Source organism: Flavobacterium sp. TAB 87 (genome assembly GCF_001529295.1).
GTDB lineage: Bacteria > Bacteroidota > Bacteroidia > Flavobacteriales > Flavobacteriaceae > Flavobacterium.
The window spans coordinates 18826-37198 of the sequence record NZ_LLWK01000034.1 but is presented as its reverse complement, the minus strand read 5'-3'; the positions used below and the strand labels follow the sequence as shown (position 1 = coordinate 37198).

General features: G+C 33.1%; 11 protein-coding genes. 9 read left to right on the top strand and 2 right to left on the bottom strand.

Translation table 11 applies throughout. From position 1 onward, the window contains the following. Positions 1-10 precede the first annotated feature (10 nt). Positions 11-6652 carry a polyketide synthase gene (locus AP058_RS05895; RefSeq protein ID WP_197413385.1) on the bottom strand — a complete coding sequence of 2214 codons (6642 nt, stop codon included), beginning with the start codon at positions 6650-6652 and terminating at the stop codon, positions 11-13. Between the two features lie 613 nt (positions 6653-7265). Here AP058_RS05895 and AP058_RS05890 point away from each other — a divergent pair. The 6 genes from AP058_RS05890 (at position 7266) to AP058_RS17330 (ending at position 14243) form a co-directional block, all read left to right on the top strand. Beyond that, the gene (locus tag AP058_RS05890; RefSeq protein ID WP_066307822.1) at positions 7266-8087 is read left to right on the top strand and encodes a hypothetical protein; all 822 of its coding nucleotides are present in this window, start codon (positions 7266-7268) and stop codon (positions 8085-8087) included. Between the two features lie 629 nt (positions 8088-8716). Beyond that, complete coding sequence (locus AP058_RS05885) at positions 8717-9142, top strand: T9SS type A sorting domain-containing protein (RefSeq protein ID WP_157492627.1); 426 nt, start codon at positions 8717-8719, stop codon at positions 9140-9142. Between the two features lie 4 nt (positions 9143-9146). Further along, positions 9147-9896 (top strand): hypothetical protein, encoded by a 750-nt coding sequence (locus AP058_RS05880; protein ID WP_066307814.1) that lies wholly within the window; start codon positions 9147-9149, stop codon positions 9894-9896. Then, positions 9893-13171, top strand: a complete 3279-nt coding sequence (locus tag AP058_RS05875; RefSeq protein WP_066307810.1) for a fibronectin type III domain-containing protein — start codon at positions 9893-9895, stop codon at positions 13169-13171. Before AP058_RS05880 ends, AP058_RS05875 begins: the two co-directional genes overlap by 4 nt. 564 nt (positions 13172-13735) lie before the next feature. Then, positions 13736-13966, top strand: a complete 231-nt coding sequence (locus AP058_RS05870; RefSeq protein WP_066307807.1) for a helix-turn-helix domain-containing protein — start codon at positions 13736-13738, stop codon at positions 13964-13966. 73 nt (positions 13967-14039) lie between these two features. Continuing rightward, the gene (locus tag AP058_RS17330; RefSeq protein ID WP_066307804.1) at positions 14040-14243 is read left to right on the top strand and encodes a helix-turn-helix transcriptional regulator; all 204 of its coding nucleotides are present in this window, start codon (positions 14040-14042) and stop codon (positions 14241-14243) included. Between the two features lie 89 nt (positions 14244-14332). On the opposite strand, the gene AP058_RS05860 is transcribed toward AP058_RS17330, so the two are convergent. Beyond that, positions 14333-14800 (bottom strand): UpxY family transcription antiterminator, encoded by a 468-nt coding sequence (locus AP058_RS05860; protein ID WP_066307803.1) that lies wholly within the window; start codon positions 14798-14800, stop codon positions 14333-14335. Between the two features lie 594 nt (positions 14801-15394). On the opposite strand from AP058_RS05860, the gene AP058_RS05855 reads away from it, so the two are divergent. From AP058_RS05855 to gmd, 3 genes are all read left to right on the top strand, one after another. Further along, positions 15395-15820, top strand: a complete 426-nt coding sequence (locus tag AP058_RS05855) for an adenylyltransferase/cytidyltransferase family protein (protein WP_066307801.1) — start codon at positions 15395-15397, stop codon at positions 15818-15820. Between the two features lie 227 nt (positions 15821-16047). After that, positions 16048-17001: a GDP-L-fucose synthase gene (locus AP058_RS05850; protein WP_066307796.1), complete on the top strand. Its 954-nt coding sequence runs from the start codon at positions 16048-16050 to the stop codon at positions 16999-17001. 139 nt (positions 17002-17140) lie between these two features. Beyond that, a complete protein-coding gene (gmd, locus tag AP058_RS05845; protein ID WP_066307793.1) occupies positions 17141-18256 on the top strand; it encodes a GDP-mannose 4,6-dehydratase in 1116 nt (371 codons plus the stop codon). The last annotated feature ends 117 nt before the right edge of the window (positions 18257-18373 follow it).

Here is an 18373-nt window from a genome sequence, read left to right as displayed (position 1 = left end):
ATGGTAAGAGCTATAAATCAATTTTTACATATTCACCAATTTTATTAGAATCTGCTACAAACCAAGCGGGATTTCCTTTTTTATCACGTCCCAATTTTGCGCCAGCAACTGGAGGTTTATTAATGATGCCACAATTTTTTTCGTTAGCTATTATTGAAGTTGAATTGTCAGATTTAGTACTACTAAAAAATCCAGCGGCAACCATTTTTTCAATACATACTTTAAACGTATGTATAATTTTTATTAGATCTTCTTCAGTATAAACTTCTGTTAGAAAACATGGAAAGCCATCCCAGATATGAATGCCGTTTTCTCGAAGTAAAGTGAATAATAACTCTCCATACAGTACTTCGTCGTTTAATTTAAGTCTCCAGAGTGAACCAAAATGATTGATAATCATTGGTAAATCTTTGTTTTTAAATTCTTCATTTAATTCAAATGCTAAACGATTGGTCATTTCATTAAGTTTTTTTTGCAAAGCTGGCCCTTGTTTTTTAAGATGGAGTAGGGCGGCTTTCGAAGCTGCAAGTGCTAATGGATGGCGAACAAAAGTGCCCGCAAAATACGTAACGCCCACTTCTGGGATAGAGTCATCACCATACTGCCAATGGCCGCCGTCTAGCGCATCCATGTATTTTCGTTTCCCAGCAATGGCACCAATGGAAAGACCGCCACCAATTACTTTACCATAGGTAGCAATGTCAGCTTGAATATTGAATAAAGCTTGGGCTCCGCCTGGATGCATTCGGAAACCGGTAATGATCTCATCAAAAATCAATGGAATATCAGCTCTGATTGTTAGTTCTCTTACTTTATTTAAAAAGTCGATTGGCTGAAATTCTGGTCTTCTGCTTTGCACTGGTTCTACAAGAATTGCTGCTAATTCATCAGCTCTTTCAATTATTATTTGTAGACTTTCTGTGGTTCCATATTCTAATATTAACATATTCTGAACCGATTCGGGCATTATTCCCGGTGCAGCAGGAAAAGTCATTAATTTTTTAGAACCACGAACCAAAGCTTCGTCTATTATGCCGTGATAGGAACCAGAAAAAGCGACAATTAACGATCGACCTGTCACTGTTCTTGCAATTCTCATAGCTCCCAAAACCGCTTCAGATCCTGTGTTGCAAAGTGCGGCACGTTCTTGATTAGTGAATTCACAGATCAACTCACAAACTTCGCCAGCTAACGGATGTTGCGGTCCTACTTCAAATCCATTCTCAACTTGCATGTGTAGGGCTTCCTTAATAAAATCGGGTTGATGACCAAAAAAACAAGACCCGAACCCGTTAAGAGCGTCGATGTATTCATTGCCATCAATATCCCAGAGACGATTTCCTTTAGATTTTTCAATAACAATAGGATATACTATTTCTTTTGTTAGTGGTTTAAACCCAGAAACAACTCTTGGATCTGCCATTGTACTTCTATGCTTTTGAGCGTACGCTTTACTGCTTCCAGTTTTTTTAGTGTAGTTTGAAATTAGTTCAGTGAGAAATTCCTTTTGAGAATAACTCATTTCGTTTACTTTTTTTTCAATTTTTGGAGATGCTCCAAAGGGCTTTTGATGTTCTACACGTTCTTCCGCGGTTCTTAAATCTTCAGGTGTATTTTTTATGACGGAATGTAGTTCTTCGTGTTGCAATTTTTGATGAACTACTTCGGTATTATTAACTTGCAGCAGTTCCATTTGCTTGCCTAATAATTGAAGTTGCTGTGCGATCAACACTAAAGTCGTATTATTATTATTATTATTATTATTCGAAATAATGGGAACAGTATTTACAATTGGAGTAGTGCTAGCAATTGAGTTTGATACTGATTGAGTTTGAATAGTTTTGTTATACTCTTGCTCTGGCAGGTTATGATCAAGGTATTCTGCTAAAAGAGATGGTGAACTATATTCTTCATTAAGTTGACGAAACGTTATAGGAAGTTTGAAATCTTTCTTTAAACTTATTGCAAGTTGAGTTAATGTCAAAGAATCCAATCCTAGATCAAGAAAACTTTTTAAAGAAGCGTCAGTTGAATATTCTATACCTGAGGTTTCATTTATAATTGAAGAAATTTTGCTGAGGATAGTAGTTTTTCTCATAGGCTTGCTGTCATTTTGAATACTAGTTGAATTTTGAGCAGTACTTATATGCGTTATTGAATTTCTGGCTTGAAAATTTATCGGATTTATCCAACAATGCTTACGGTCAAAAACATAACTAGGTAATGCTAGTTTTTGTCTTGTTTGATCGGTATAAAAAGTGTCCCAATCAGGTTCGATTCCTCTAAGCCATAACTTTCCTAGAGAATTAAGTATGGTGTTGTAATTATTTTCTTGACTTTCAGTTTGCGTTAAACTCAAAAGTCCAGAAACGACTGTACCATTTCCTTGTTGTTTGATTAAGGTCGTCAAGGTTTGGCCAGGTCCCACTTCTAAGAAAATCGGATTTTCTAATTGTAATAGAGTAGTTGTGGCAGTTGCAAATCGAACCGTGCTTCGCAAGTGATTGGACCAATATTGAGGATTTATAGCTTCATCATCGGTAAGATATAAACCAGTAACGGTAGAAACTATTGGTAATGAAGGAGTGTTAAGCGTAATCTTTTTCACTTCTGCTTCGAAAATAGCTAAAATAGGATTCATCATGCTAGAGTGAAATGCATGACTGGTAAGTAGAATTTTATTAGGAACTTCTAAAACGTCTAACGATTGGCTAAATTGTTTTACATGTTGATCTTCACCCGCTACGACGCACAATTGATTAGAGTTTATGGCAGCTACAGATAGCGTTCCTGGAAGAATATTTTTTAATTTATCTTCGGTTAGACGAACAGACAACATGCTTCCGCCTGGTAAATCTCCTACCATTCGACCTCTAATTGCAATTAGATGCAAAGCATCTTTTAAACTAAAAACCCCCGCTAAGTGCGCGGCGACGAATTCACCAATACTGTGGCCACACAATGCAGTTGGCTTAATTCCCCAACTTAGCCACAGTTGTGATAAGGCATATTCAGTTACAAATAAGGCAGGTTGTGTGAAACGAGTGTCTTTTAATTTTGCCTCTGTTTCTGGAGTAACTATTTCCGGATATAAAATTTTGCGAATGTCTACTTTTAATTCTTCTATTAAAATCTCTGCACACGTATCTACAGCTTCTTTATAAATGATTTCATTTTGATAAAGATTCCAGCCCATTTTTGAAAACTGCGATCCTTGACCGGGAAAAAGAAATACTACTTCATTAGGTGCAACTTTTAAAATTAAATTTTTACTATGTTTCTTTTCCGTAGCAAGTAATTCGGCGCTAGCGGAAACGCAGTCACTTGCTAAAATAAAACTGCGATGACTAAAGGAATCTCGTGTTTTATTTAAAGTGTAAGCAACATCTGCCAAAGATAAGTTAGGTGCTGCATTAAGAAAGTTGCCTAGTTCATTTTCATAACCTTTCAGACTGTCTTCTGATTTGGCTGACCACATCAATAATTGGAGTGGTCGGCTTGAACTAGAATTTTTTTGTTCGATCGGATATTCTTCTACAACAAGATGTACATTAGTACCGCCCACACCAAAGGAGCTAACTCCAGCTCTTAATGGCGCATCCGACTCCCATTTACTTAATTTTGAATTGACATAAAACGGACTGTTTTTAAAATCTATAATCGGATTTGGCTTTTCAAAACCTAAAGATGGCGGAATTAATTTATGATTCATTGCTAAGATTGTTTTTATCAATCCAGCTACACCGGCAGCAGCGGTTAAATGACCCATATTACTTTTTATCGATCCAATGGCGCAAAAATTATTTTTAGTATGTTTTCCAAAACCTATTTTAAGTCCTTCGAGTTCTATAGGATCACCCACAGGAGTTCCAGTGCCGTGTGTTTCAACATAACTTATTGAAGACGAAGAAATTTGAGCATCTTGAATTGCTTTTTTAATAGCAACAGCTTGTCCTTCTGTGCTTGGCGCAGTAAAACTGCCTTTATTGCCACCGTCATTGGTAATTCCTATTCCTTTAATGATTCCATATATCGTATCACCCTCTTTTTGCGCAGCATCTAATTTTTTGAGAAGTACGACTCCAGCTCCGTCACTAAATACGGTTCCTTTTCCTGATTCGTCAAAAGAGCGGCAATGTCCGTCTGGACTCAACATTGATCCTTCTTGATACAAATGTCCACTAAAAATGGGTGCAGTAACACTTGAACCACCAGCAAGTGCAATATCACATTGGCCACTTCTAATTGCTTGCACAGCTTCTGCAATGGCAAGTAGAGAGGTAGAACAACCAGAATGAATACTGACAGCAGGACCTTTTAAGTTTAGATGATAGGAAGTTCTTGAAGAAATGTAATCTTTCTCATTAACAGTTTCAGCCAAGAGATAACCTATGCTATCTACTATTTCTTTGTTAGGTAAAATATTTTTTTTATAATACGTATTTGTTCCAGTACCTGCATAAACGCCTATACTACCAGTATAATATTTAGGTAAATAGCCCGTTTGCTCAAGAGCTTCCCATGCAATTTCTAAGAATAAACGGATCTGAGGATCCATTACTTCAGCTAGTTTTGGATTTATTCCAAAAAAAGCAGCATCGAATGTATTTGCCGACGGAATAATACCACGAGCTGCGACATAAAGAGGATCATTGACCAGCTCTTCCGCAATGCTATAATCAATTTCTTCAGGTTTAAAAAAAGAGATTGTTTCTCTGCCTTCTTTTAAAACATTCCATAATTCATTTATTGTTTGTGCTCCAGGAAACCTACCTGCCATTCCTATAATGGCAACATCTCCTGATTGTATACTTGATGTGAATTTTGTGCCATTGAGCGAACTATTCAATTTTTTGTTTAATTCTAAAAATTCGCAAAGTCTTGCTATCGTTGCATATTGATAGATAGTGGTAACTGACATTTTCAAATCTAGCCTTTCTTTAAGCACGCTCACCACTCGTTGTGTTAAAAGCGATGTTCCTCCCATTTCAAAGAAGTTGTCGTCTATGCCTATCAGAGGTACTTGTAAGTGATCGCTCCAAACTTTAGCAATTTCCTTCTCTAGTTTCGTTGTTGGCTTTCTTAAAAGTGGTGCACAACTTGGTCGTATATATTCTGGGACTGGTAAATTTTTCGTATCTATTTTTCCATTTGTTGTGATAGGAAAGTCAGTAACCCACATAAAAAACTTTGGAACCATAAATTCAGGAAGTATTTCTTCAAGCTTATCGCGAATGCTTTTAGTTTCTTGACGATGGTCTGCCGATTGTAAGTAAGCCACTAAGCTAGGCTCTCCTCCGATGTGAGTACTGACAACGACGGTTGCTCTTTTAATCTCTTGAAGATTATTTAGTACAGATTCGATTTCGCCTAATTCAATACGATGTCCGCTAACTTTTACTTGTTGATCAATTCTTCCCAAGCATTGAATTTGTCCATTTGGCAAAACTTTTCCTAAATCACCAGAAAGATACATTTTACGATTTGGATCATTTTGAAAAACATTATGCACAAATCTTTCGTTCGTAAGGTCAGGTTTGTTTAAATATCCTAACGAGACGCCATCTCCAGCTATAACAATTTCTCCTACTTCTCCTTCATTTACAGGCATTCTTTGCGTATCTAGTAAATAAATTTGAGTATTGGCTATGGGTTTTCCAATGTTTATTGTATTGTCATTGATGGTAATTTGAGTAAGTATACAACAAACTGTTGTTTCTGTAGGTCCATAAATATTCCACAATTCACTGCAAAGCGAAAGTAATTTATGTGCCAAAGGCAATGGTACAGGTTCACCACCAATTAATGCTTTAAGGTGTAGCGGTTTTTCCCAACCAGAGTCTATTAGAATTTGCCAAATACTTGGCGTACCCCACATTATTGTGATTTTGTCTGAAACGGCTTTTTTAAGTAAAGTTTGTCCATCCCTTCTTGTTTCTTCGTCAACTAAAACTACGCAAGCTCCAAAAAGTAAAGGAAGATAAATCTCCATCACCATAGCATCAAATGAAATTGTTGTCACCGAAAATATTTTATCGTTCTCTGTTATTCCTGGAGCTTGAGCCATAGAATAGAGAAGATTTATTACATTGCAGTGAGCCACTTGTACTCCTTTTGGTTTTCCAGTAGACCCCGATGTGTAAATTATAAATGCAGCGCTGTCAGTTGCTATTTTGTGAGGTAAGGGTTGTGTTGGATGGTTAACGATTGCAGTTAGTATTTCCGAAATTGAAAAACAAACTATTTTATTTTCAAGACTTGTTTTTAAGTTCGAACTGATATAAAATGAAGCAGCAGAATCTTCAATCATCAAATGTATTCTTACATCAGGATACAACACATCAATAGGAACGTAAGAAGCGCCACATTGCAAAATAGCAAATAGCGAAGCAATTAAATCGGGAGATCTATCTAATGATACAGCAACTATTTGTCCAGGTCTGAGACCTTGAGACCAAAGGTAGTTTGCCATTTGGTTAATCTTTTTTTGTAATTCACCATAACTAACTTTTATATCATTAAACTCAAGTGCAATTGAATGTGGAAACATTTTGGCTCTAACATCAAAAAGCTCATGCAGCGTACTTTTAGGATACGGCATTACAGCTCCAATTATTTTATTGTTTGAATTGTTGGTGTTAGGATTATTCATTTTAATGGTATTGAAATTAGATTTGCGGATACTGTGCAATAAATCGTTTTTTTTTTTTAATCACACGTATATTGTAAAGTGTTGCTATATAGTTTTTTATAAAAATTAACTGTATTAAAACCCCTGTCTTAAATTATTTTTTTTAATAAAATTTGTAAATATTAATTAATTAGGATTTAATAACTTACCCAAAAAAAGTAAAAAAATTCAAACTATACTTACAATTCCTTTATAAAGCCATTATTATCGATGAATAGCATTTTTGATTACTATTTTTGACATACTAGTGGTCTAAAATGTTTTAAAATTCCAGCTTTTTAAGGTTAGTCTTTCTTATAAATTTTTTTTAAGCAAGAATCACTATTCCCTTAAATTATTTATAAATCAAATTTTCTTTTGATCCTCAAAATCATAAATTTCGAAAAATAAATTGTTGATTTTAATACTAGATTGCTTAGTATGTCACTTTTTTACAGCGAAACTTAACTCGAGACGCTTTAGTAAGCTTTGTAAAACTCATAAGTCTTTTTTATTTTAAATTTTAATTAATTTGTAAGAAATTCTTTTTTACATTAGCAAACTATTTTTACAAACTACTAATAATGAATTAGATATGGATAGATTACGTGTTTTTGTAAGGACCTTTGAAATTTGGATATTTTTAATCTGTGCTCCGTTAACGAGTGCAATTTTTGTTTATGGAGTGCAATTGCATATTATTCCTGGACGCATTTACATACACGGTCGTTTCTTTCTCCTTTTATTTCTTTTGATGGGTTTAGTTAAATTTACGAGGGGAAATACCGGTCTAAAAGATCTATTTAGTCCAATGTTAATTTGGAAAGTTCCTGTTCGATGGTACTTATTTGCATTGCTTTTTGCATCATCAATTGCATGTTTAACTTTATGCTTGAAGGCATTTTATTTGGGTGGTGATTTTACTATTTTTAAGTTAAATTTTTCTGCGATTACTAGTCTTTCATTTGTTATAAATATGATCTTATTTGCCTTAGTTGGTGAGGTAGTTTGGGTTAGTTTTGCTGTTAGGCAGCTTTCAAAATTTATGAATATATTCTTCGCTAGTCAAATTGTTGGATTGGTTTGGGGGTTATGGTGGGCTCCAATAGTTTTGTTTAACGTTGGTGTAATTGAAGACTTACCAATATTGGCGCTAATTATAAATATGATGGGCGCAGCTGGAATTTGTGCTGTCGTTTATGGACAAACTAAAAGTGGTATCTGTGTTTGGGTTCTTCAGACTATGTTAAACGCCGCTTGTCTTACTTTTCCTGTTGCACCAGGCGCTGGCATCCAAACTTACTGGGCTTTCAGCATTGTTTATTTTTTAGTAATGTTAGGGTTAATGTTCTATTTTAATAGAACAAAGAAACGATCACAAAAACAAAATATCGCATTCACAAAGATTATAAATTAGATTAAAAAAGATTCTTTTAATTAGCTCTTCAAGCTAGATAACCTGATAAATTTGTTCTTAATTCGTTTGCTTTTATTCCTTGTAATTGCTACTATTTATTTTTGATATGATGCTGACTTAAGTACTTATTTTCGACTTCCCTTTTTGTTATCAATCTCTATACTGTCAACTATTATTTAAACTTCTACTTCATATTCGATAAGATTGGCCACAAAATTAGAATCATCTAAAAAGCATAAAAATTAGTGTAGGTGTAATTAATTTAAAAATTATACGTTACATAATAAAAATCAGCTAGTTATATTTTTAAATTTTAGTAGATATTTATTCGTACTTGTACTATAATATCTAAATATTCAGATGGATTTAATAATAAAAATTTAAAAAAAATCACAGTTGATGTAAGTAAATAATCATTAAAGCAATGATTATTGTGCATTTCATCGGATATATCGTGTATTACATCGATGTTGTTTTGTAAATCAATAATTTTGCGCGATAAATATATAAAAGGCTTTTAAACTGTGAATTTTCGATACTCCAAACTATTTAACCTACTCATACTAATACTATTATTTATTTCCTACAAAGGAATTAGTCAAAACAAAAAAGCAAGTGCGAATGATATTATGAATACCATTATTACAAGTGGCACTGATGCAATTGGTAACTCTGGTACAGTTACTTACTCAATTGGGCAAGTGTTTTATACCTACATCGGTGTATCATCGATTTATAATGTAGCGCAAGGTATACAACATCAAGAATTAAGTGAAACTTCAGATGCAACCGATAGTACTGAGACTACTACCGAAATACTTGTTTTTCCTAATCCGACCACAGATTTTGTAAATGTAAATATGAAAGGAATGGAGTTAGAAAATAAAAAACGATCGTACCAGCTGTATGACTTGCAAGGAAGACTTTTAAGGCAGAACAAGATTGATGAAACTGATACTCAAATAAGTTTAAATCAATTTAGTTCTTCAATTTACATACTTCAAGTATTTGTTGACAATAAAGTTTTGAAAACATTTAAAATAATAAAAAAATAAGATAATGAAACTTGCACTTACCACACTATTTTTATTTCTAACTGTTACGCTAAAGGTATTTGCGCAAGCGCCAGAAAAAATGAGTTATCAGGCAATAATTCGTGCACAAGATAATAGCTTGCTAGTAAATTCGAATATTAGTCTTAGAATTATTATACACCAAAGTACTGCATCTGGTACAACTGTTTATCAAGAAACTCATTCTGCTACTACAAACAACAATGGTTTAGTTTCTCTTGAAATTGGAACAGGAACAATTGTGACTGGTAATTTTAGTACCATTGCATGGGAAAGAGGTCCGTACTTTATAGAAACACAGGTAGATATTGCTGGTGGAAATAATTTTAATATTATCGGAATTACACAACTTTTAAGCGTTCCTTACGCCTTACATGCAAAAACTGCCGAAAGATTGGTGGGCGCAGCCGGCGGTACTATAGTAGGCTCAGCAAGAGCTACAGTTTTGCCATTTACGACTTCGAGAAGCATCGCTAGTACTGATATTAATAATACAATTGAGTGTACAGCATCAGCTACATTAACACTAACTTCTGGTTTTGGAAGTATGTTAGTTGGAGATACTATTAATTTAGAAGCTCACAACGGTGCAATTTTAACAATACAAGCGCCTTCAGACGTTACTATCAACTATAATTCAAATGGTAGCGCAAAATTTACTAGTGCTAGTGGAAACGTACGCTTTGGTTTTCTTAGAAAAACAGGCTCAAATAGCTATATTATTTCGGGACAATGAAATATTTAATCTACTTTTTACTTTTTTCAACCGTAGTTTTTTCGCAAAACTATCAATATGCTATTGAAGAAGCTTCATCTATTAAACTGCCGAGTGCTCCAACTGATTTGATAGCAAGTGATATTACAGAAGTAACTGTTGTTTTGTCTTGGACTGCGGCAGCAAATAATTCGTCTATTAAAGAATACGGTATTTATAGCAATAGTGTTTTGGTAGCCAAATCTGTTGGAGCAGAAACTACCTATAAAATAACAGGATTAGATCCAGGAACATCTTATACTTTTACCGTTAGATCAATTGATGCGAACAACAAAATATCTGGAGACAGTAATCTAGCAACCTTTGCAACGAATACGATAATAGGTAATCCAATTCTTGATCCGCCAACTAGATTGATAGCAAGTGAAATTACAGAAACCAGTGTCGTTTTATCTTGGACGGCTCCCGCAAACAACTCTTCTATTACTGAATACGGTATTTATAGTAAAAATATTTTGGTAGCCACATCGAATGGAAGTGAAACTAGCTATAAAATAACAGGATTACTTCCAGAAACAGCCTATAGCTTTACTATTAAAGCAATTGGTAAAGAGGGAACTTTGTCAAGTGATAGTAACAGTAAAATAGTTATAACAAATAAGGTAGCTGATGAACCACTATTAGCTGCTCCAACTAATTTAGTTGCTAGCGAGATTACAGAAAGTAGCGTCGTTTTGTCCTGGACTATTCCTATAAATAATTCCTCTATTAAAGAATACGGTATTTATAGCAAAACGATTTTGGTAGCCACAGCTGTTGGAATTGGAAACATCTATAAAATTACTGGATTAATACCAGAAACGGAATATATACTTACCGTTAGATCAGTAGATAACGGAGGTCTTTCATCAGTAGACAGTAATAGTATACAATTTACAACAGCTAAGATAGGAGAACCAACCGGTTTAATTGCAAGTGAAATTACCGAAACAAGCGTCATCTTAAATTGGACAGCGCCAACTAACAATGCTTCTGTTACTGGCTATGGTATCTACAGTAAAAATATTTTGTTAAGTAAGTCTGAAGGAATTACAACTACTTATAAAGTGACTGGATTAATTCCAGAAACAGTTTACAATTTAACTGTTCGATCAATTGATAATGCTGGTCGTCTGTCAATTGATAGTAATATAGCAACATTTACTACAGATAAATTAGCAACGGGCGTTAACAATCAACTAGAAGAAATTGAATACTTTAAGGCTCACTTATTGCCAATTGCGCAAAAAGGAACCCTACAAAAAGCACTAGATACTTATGGTTCTGTGCGATTAGAACAAGGCGATTATTCGGGAGTTGATATCGTTATGAAAAGTAATCAAAGATTATATGGCTACCCAACGATGACTCAGGTTTCTAATATTACCATCGCTGCAGGGAGTATTAATGTTCATCTACAAGATTTATTTCCTTCAGGAAAAAATGTGACTTTTCAAGCTGGAGGTGTTATTTCAAATTGTACACTTAAAACGATTAAGTGGGCTACCATTAAAGCGACAAATGCCATGGTAGAAAATAATTTATTTATTAACATCATGAGTGCTATCCAATTTGATTGTAGTTCATCTGGCTATTTTAGAAATAATAAATTTATAAAACATCAAGTGCATGGTGTGTCTGATATGCTTGTAATGAAAGGTAATAATACAACTCCAAGTTATGGTAATGTCCATTTACATTCAAATTTTTTAACTCCTGCAGGAGACGCTACAGACATTGATAATTTAAGATCAATAACTTTTGTTGGTTTAGATAGCGAGGCATGGAATTTTAGTGGTACAGGAAAAAAACCTATGCTATACATGCAGAATATGGGAGACGTAAAAATTACAGATTTTGGAGGAGGTAATAGTTACTCAACAGTTCAAACTCCAACGTTCAATATTGATGCAAATAATCTGTTCTTTTTAAATAAATACATACAGGGAGAAGGTCGAAGTGGAGCTCCTACGGTAGCTGCAAAAACAAATGTACTTTACTTTGCGGGAGAGCATGATGACTTTATAAGAGGAGCAGGTTCTGTTACTGGATTTGATTTAAAAGCGCACTTTCACGGCACTGGATTAGATAAAGATGTTACTTTAAGCGGTAAAATTCAAACATCTTCTATTACAAATGCGACAGCAATAGCAAGCTCTATTTTGGGTACTCAACACACTCCTTTCGCACGCACCACATGGGAAAAACTTCCTGATCCGTTAGGTGCGAATTGGCAAACAGATAGAACTGGTAAAACAGATAGTACAAGTTTTATCCAAAATTTATTAAATTCTAAAGGCATCGCGGAGTTGCCAGAGGGAATCTTTTACATTAGTTCAACGCTAAAAATGATCGTTGATGGAACCAAAGGAATTGTAGGAGCAGGTACAGGAAAAACAGTTATAGTCGGTTTACGAGATGACTTTCCGTTGATAACACTTGCTGAATCTTCGCAAGGAGATAATGACTTTATTCTTTCCAATTTAACATTGCAAGGAGGAAGCAGTGGCGTGTTTGCTCCTGACGAAATGGATTTAATTGCATTTACAAATTTAAAATATGTAGTGTTTAGAAATCAAAAATACGGAATTCATTTATATAGAATTTTTGGACTTGACAACTGCTTCTTCGATAGTGTAAGTTTTGTAGATTGTACTGTAGGATTCTTTCAAGATCCGCATCCTGTGTATACTTTTGAAAATGCAGGATATGTTGATAAAGTTGTTTTTTATAATGGACAATATTTAAATTGCGGAACGGCCGTCTCAATGAAAGCTACAAGAGCAGATAATTTAAACGCATGGATAAACTGTAAATTTGATGGTAATTCTCTAGCTTTTGACATATCGGGAAATAATTTTCCTATCGTAGCTAATTGTGATTTTACCAATCATCGTGGTCCGAACATTATACGGGACTCCCCTTTGGCAATGTACAACTGCAACTTTTACAACAACTCAACAACGGATGCAATTATACGAGCACAGGGAAGTTATATGGAAGGTTGTAACTTAAGTGATGCTGTTCCTGTATTTTCATCTACAGTTCATTACCTTATGAGTAATTATATCCTAAACTCTACAATTAAAGGAAATGTTACAAGAACTTATGGCTTAACACAGGCTGTATTCGTAAACAGTAATTTGATAGCGAATCCATTACTGAGTAAAATGTTGGTGAATGTCAAAGACAATGTTCCTAACGTACTTATAAACGTTGAGCCAAAACCATATCCACAATTTTTGGTAACTCAATAATTATACATAACCGAAATTTTGTTCTAGAAATCACTACATTTTTTTATTTTTAAGTCTCAAATTATTTATTTTTATAGCAGGTATCGCCTTATATATTATTTGATAATTAACAACTGTAATTTCTATTGGAAGTTGCGGTTTTTTTTTCGTGGATAATTTTTTAGTATCATCTTTGACTATTTACGTTCTCCAAGTTTTAAACTCCAATCTCGTTAATAGCGTTGCGTTGATTTCTCTGGTACTCAAAATTATCTTCTGATAAATATTACTTTGATCTTACAAAACGAGTTAATGATGTCTTAGTTATAGATGCATTATAAATTTATTCTCCTACAAAACACTGTATTAGTATCTATACCATAGGAATCAATTAGTCCTTAAATGGAACAAATTGTACTTAATCGGATTTTAAAATCCATTGGACAGATTTATTATCAAAGACTGAATACATTATATATTTTTAGTCAAAATTTAAAAATAAGTGACTAAGTTTTTAAAATTAGAGTATAATTTTAAAAGTTTCACAAGAAATCCCAAGTATGAATTATTTATATTTTTTATTTTATGAAATATAGTGTTTACGAAAATATTAGGAAAATAAGAGAATTAAAAAATTTTACTAGAGAATATGTAGCAGCTGAATTAAAAATGACTGCTAGTGGTTATGGTAAAATTGAGAGGGGAGATGTTGACTTAACAGTTTCTAAATTAATTGAAATTTCGAAAGTTTTAAATGTATCAACCGAATTCATATTTAAATTTGACGTTTCAATTTTTTTTAACGAGACAGTATAAAATGAAGGTTATGCTTTTAAATTAAAATCGACGACAGAACGCATTACAATTAGCACTAAAAAAACTTACGATAATGGAAAATTACTATTTAAGAATCAAGGAATTTCGACTACAAAACAATCACACACCCGAGTATGTTGCTATTCAAATGGAAATAAGTGTAAAAAATTATATTAATATAGAAAAAGGAATAGTCGATTTAAAAATTTCAAAACTAGATAAGTTAGTTAAAATTCTAGGTGTTCAAAATAGTGAACTATTTAGATTACAGAATTAATGCCTGTTGTAAAATAGTATAAAACTTGTTCAAAAAACAGTTTTGAGCTAATTGTTTACTTTCTATAGATAAAGCTGAAAGTTTAATTATTATTTGTGTTTTACTTTTAAGACATAACCTAAAGATTCTAAAATTAATACATAATGCGTTTTTGTGATATCTTTTACCACAACATTTTGATCGCAGAACGGACCAGAATTCAAATGAATTTTATCTCCAATTTGATATTGCATGACCGATATTTCTTTCGCAGTATCTCCACAATCAAGCCATTCTTTTATAGTCTGAATTTCTTGATCTTGTACAACTGCATGTTTACCCAACCAGAATAAATAGCGTACTACCCCAGGTGAATTGAATACCAAATTTCTATCCTTTTCTAATAATTGCACAAAGATGTAATGATTGAATAATGGTACTTCTACCTTAATTTTTCTATCAGATCTTTGCTGAGTTTTTTTTATTACCGGACAGTAACAGTTAATGTCAAATTTACTTAATTGTTCTGCCGCTCTTTTTTCCCATTTCGGTTTTGTGTAAACTACGTACCATTTCATACCAAATCATTTATTTAATTCTATTTATAAGTTGCTCTTTGTTTACTATTAAATTAAGTCCATAGTATTGCTTCATTGTAGATTTTGGAAAAAAAATCTATTTTAAAATAGTTAGTGGGATGTATTACTCGAAAAAATATTTACGACTTCAATTAGTACTTATTTCTATCCGTCTGCAAAACCTAATTCTATTTTTATACTACTTTACATGTAAATTTAATTCTATAAAGGTTTATTTATTTCTATTTTCACTTCTATTTTTTCCTGATTAAGGACAATAAGCAACAGAAATGTAGTTTACAACTCGCATCGTATAACTAATTTTAACTTAAATTATTGTTACTAATACTACAAGAATTCAGCTTTGATTCTCTGTTGATTTTTTTAAAATTTCAAGTAGCTATAATTAATAATGGTTTTAAGATTTTTATAGTTCATTTTTTCTTTTTATGAGTAGTTATTCTGTAACTATTCACGGGGAACCCTTATTTAATTTTGTAAAATAAACATTTTTTAAGACTACTTTAAATGATAAAAAATTTTTGCAGATTAATCTAATTACTAAACTATTTTATAATTTAAAACATTAAAAAGATGAAAACAGGAATAACCTTTAGTGCTTTTGATTTGTTACATGCAGGGCACGTTAAAATGCTTGAAGAAGCTAAGCAGCATTGTGATTATTTAATTGTTGGTTTGCAGACCGATCCAACATTAGATCGACCAACAAAAAATAAACCTACTCAAACGGTTGTCGAGCGTTATATACAATTAAAAGCTTGTAAGTTTGTTGATGAAGTAGTTCCGTACGCTAGTGAGCAAGACTTAGAGGATATACTAAAAGCTTTTACTATTGATATTCGAATTTTGGGAGATGAGTATAAAGAAAGAGACTTTACAGGAAGAAGTTATTGTGAAGAAAAAGGTATTGAGTTGTACTTTAATACCCGAAATCATCGCTTTTCTAGTACTAGTTTACGCAACGAAGTGTTTCAAAGAGAAATTTTAAACGCACACTAGAATTGAGTTAGTAACGTTTAAATTCTTTCATTTTTCGGAGCAGTTAAACTTCAAAAAAAAAGATCGTTACTTCTTGCGATTAAATTTAGTTTTAAAATTTATAGTTAAATTAAATTTCCAATTTAAGTATTTTATATCTCATTAAATTTTGTACTATTAAAGAAAAAAGGGTATTGGAGGAAATTCGATTGCTTATTTTTTCACTTCTTAAATAAAGAACGCTTACAATGATTGATAAAAATTCTATAATATATATTGCTGGACATAACGGAATGGTTGGAAGTGCTATATGGAGAACCTTGACCGAAAGAGGATACAGTAATCTTGTAGGAGTTTCAAGCAGAGAATTAGATCTACGAAGACAAAAAGAAGTTCGAAAATTCATACAAAAGATAAAACCGGACGTAATTATAGATGCTGCTGCAAAAGTAGGAGGTATCCAAGCGAATAATGATTTTCCTTATCAATTTTTGATGGAAAACATGCAAATTCAAAATAATCTTATTAATGAAGCGCATCTCTTTGGAGTAACTAAATTTATTTTTTTAGGTAGTTCTTGTATTTATCCAAAATTGGCGCCACAACCGTTAAGGGAAGAGTACTTATTAACGGGATCTTTAGAACCAACTAACGAATGGTATGCTTTAGCAAAAATTACTGGTGTAAAATTATGTGAAGCCATACGCAAACAATATAAAAAAGATTTTGTGAGTTTAATGCCAACCAATTTATATGGTACTCATGATAATTTTGACTTGAACAGTTCCCATGTTTTACCAGCTATGATTCGTAAATTTCATGAAGCCAAAGAAAATAAAGATGCAACGGTAACACTGTGGGGAACTGGAACTCCAATGAGAGAATTTTTATTTGTAGATGATATGGCTGCTGCAGTTGTTTATGCTTTAGAAAACCAACTTCCATATCATTTATATAATGTAGGAACGGGTGAAGATTTAACCATTAAAAAACTCGCTGCTACAATTCAAAAAATTGTAGGTCATACAGGAGAAATTATTTGGGATGATGCAAAGCCAGACGGAACACCAAGAAAATTGATGGACGTTTCTAAGATGAATAATATAGGATGGAAACACAAAATTAATTTAGAAGAGGGAATAAAAAAGACCTACAGTTGGTTTCTGGAAAATATCGATGATTTCAAACAAAATAAGTTTTAACATTTTGTCTTTATCTTAATCGTAACCCGAAGATTTTTAAGCTAAAAGCTAAAAGCTAAACTCTAATTTTTTTTACGATTTAACGCCACAAATTCTTGGGGGCCAGTTCGTCGTATTTCACAATTACAAAATAAATGGTATGAAAAAAATCGCCCTTATTACTGGCGTAACTGGCCAAGACGGTGCCTATTTAAGCGAATTTTTATTAAAAAAAGGCTACAAGGTACACGGACTAAAAAGACGTACTTCGTCATTTAACACTGATCGTATCGATCATTTGTATCAAGATCCACATGTAGAAAACAGGAATTTCATCTTGCATTATGGAGATATGACAGACAGTACAAATTTAACACGTTTGATTCAAGAAATACAGCCGGATGAAATTTATAATTTAGCAGCAATGAGTCATGTCGCTGTATCATTTGAAACTCCCGAATATACAGGAAATGCTGATGGATTAGGAACTCTACGACTTCTAGAAGCGGTTCGTTTTTTAGGATTAGAAAAAAAGACTCGTATTTATCAAGCATCAACTTCAGAATTATACGGTAAAGTACAAGAAGTACCTCAATCTGAAACTACTCCTTTTTATCCGCGTTCTCCATACGCAGTTGCGAAAATGTACGCCTATTGGATTACGGTAAACTATCGAGAAGCATACGGAATGTACGCTTGCAATGGAATTTTATTCAATCATGAATCACCCATTCGTGGAGAAACTTTTGTTACGCGAAAAATTACCAGAGCAACATCGAGAATCGCATTGGGATTACAAGATAAATTATACTTAGGAAATCTAGAAGCGAAAAGAGATTGGGGACACGCGAAAGATTATGTACGTATGATGTGGATGATTTTACAAGCGGATCAACCAGAAGATTGGGTAATTGCAACAGGAACAGCTACTACAGTTCGTGAATTTGTGCGTATGAGTTTTTCCACAGTTGGTATCGAATTAGAATTTAAAGGAATAGGCGTAGAAGAGAAAGGTTATGTAAAATCGACTAGTAATCCTGATTATCAAGTTGAAGTGGGTAAAGAGGTTTTGGGAGTAGATCCCAAATATTTTAGACCTACCGAAGTAGATTTATTGATAGGTAATCCTGCTAAAGCCAAAACAAAATTAGGTTGGAAATGTAAATACGATCTAGCTGCTATCGTAAAAGACATGATGCAATCTGATTTGAAACTTATGAAAAAAGATCAGTATTTAAAAGAGGGTGGTTACACCACTTTAAATTATTTTGAGTAATTGATAAAATCGAAAGAAACCTTGCTATACTATTAGCGAAGTTATTTGTTAAAAACGTAAGGGGGATTCTTCAGTACCTACAAAAAACTTTAATTTTAATTCCTTTGAAATTTATAT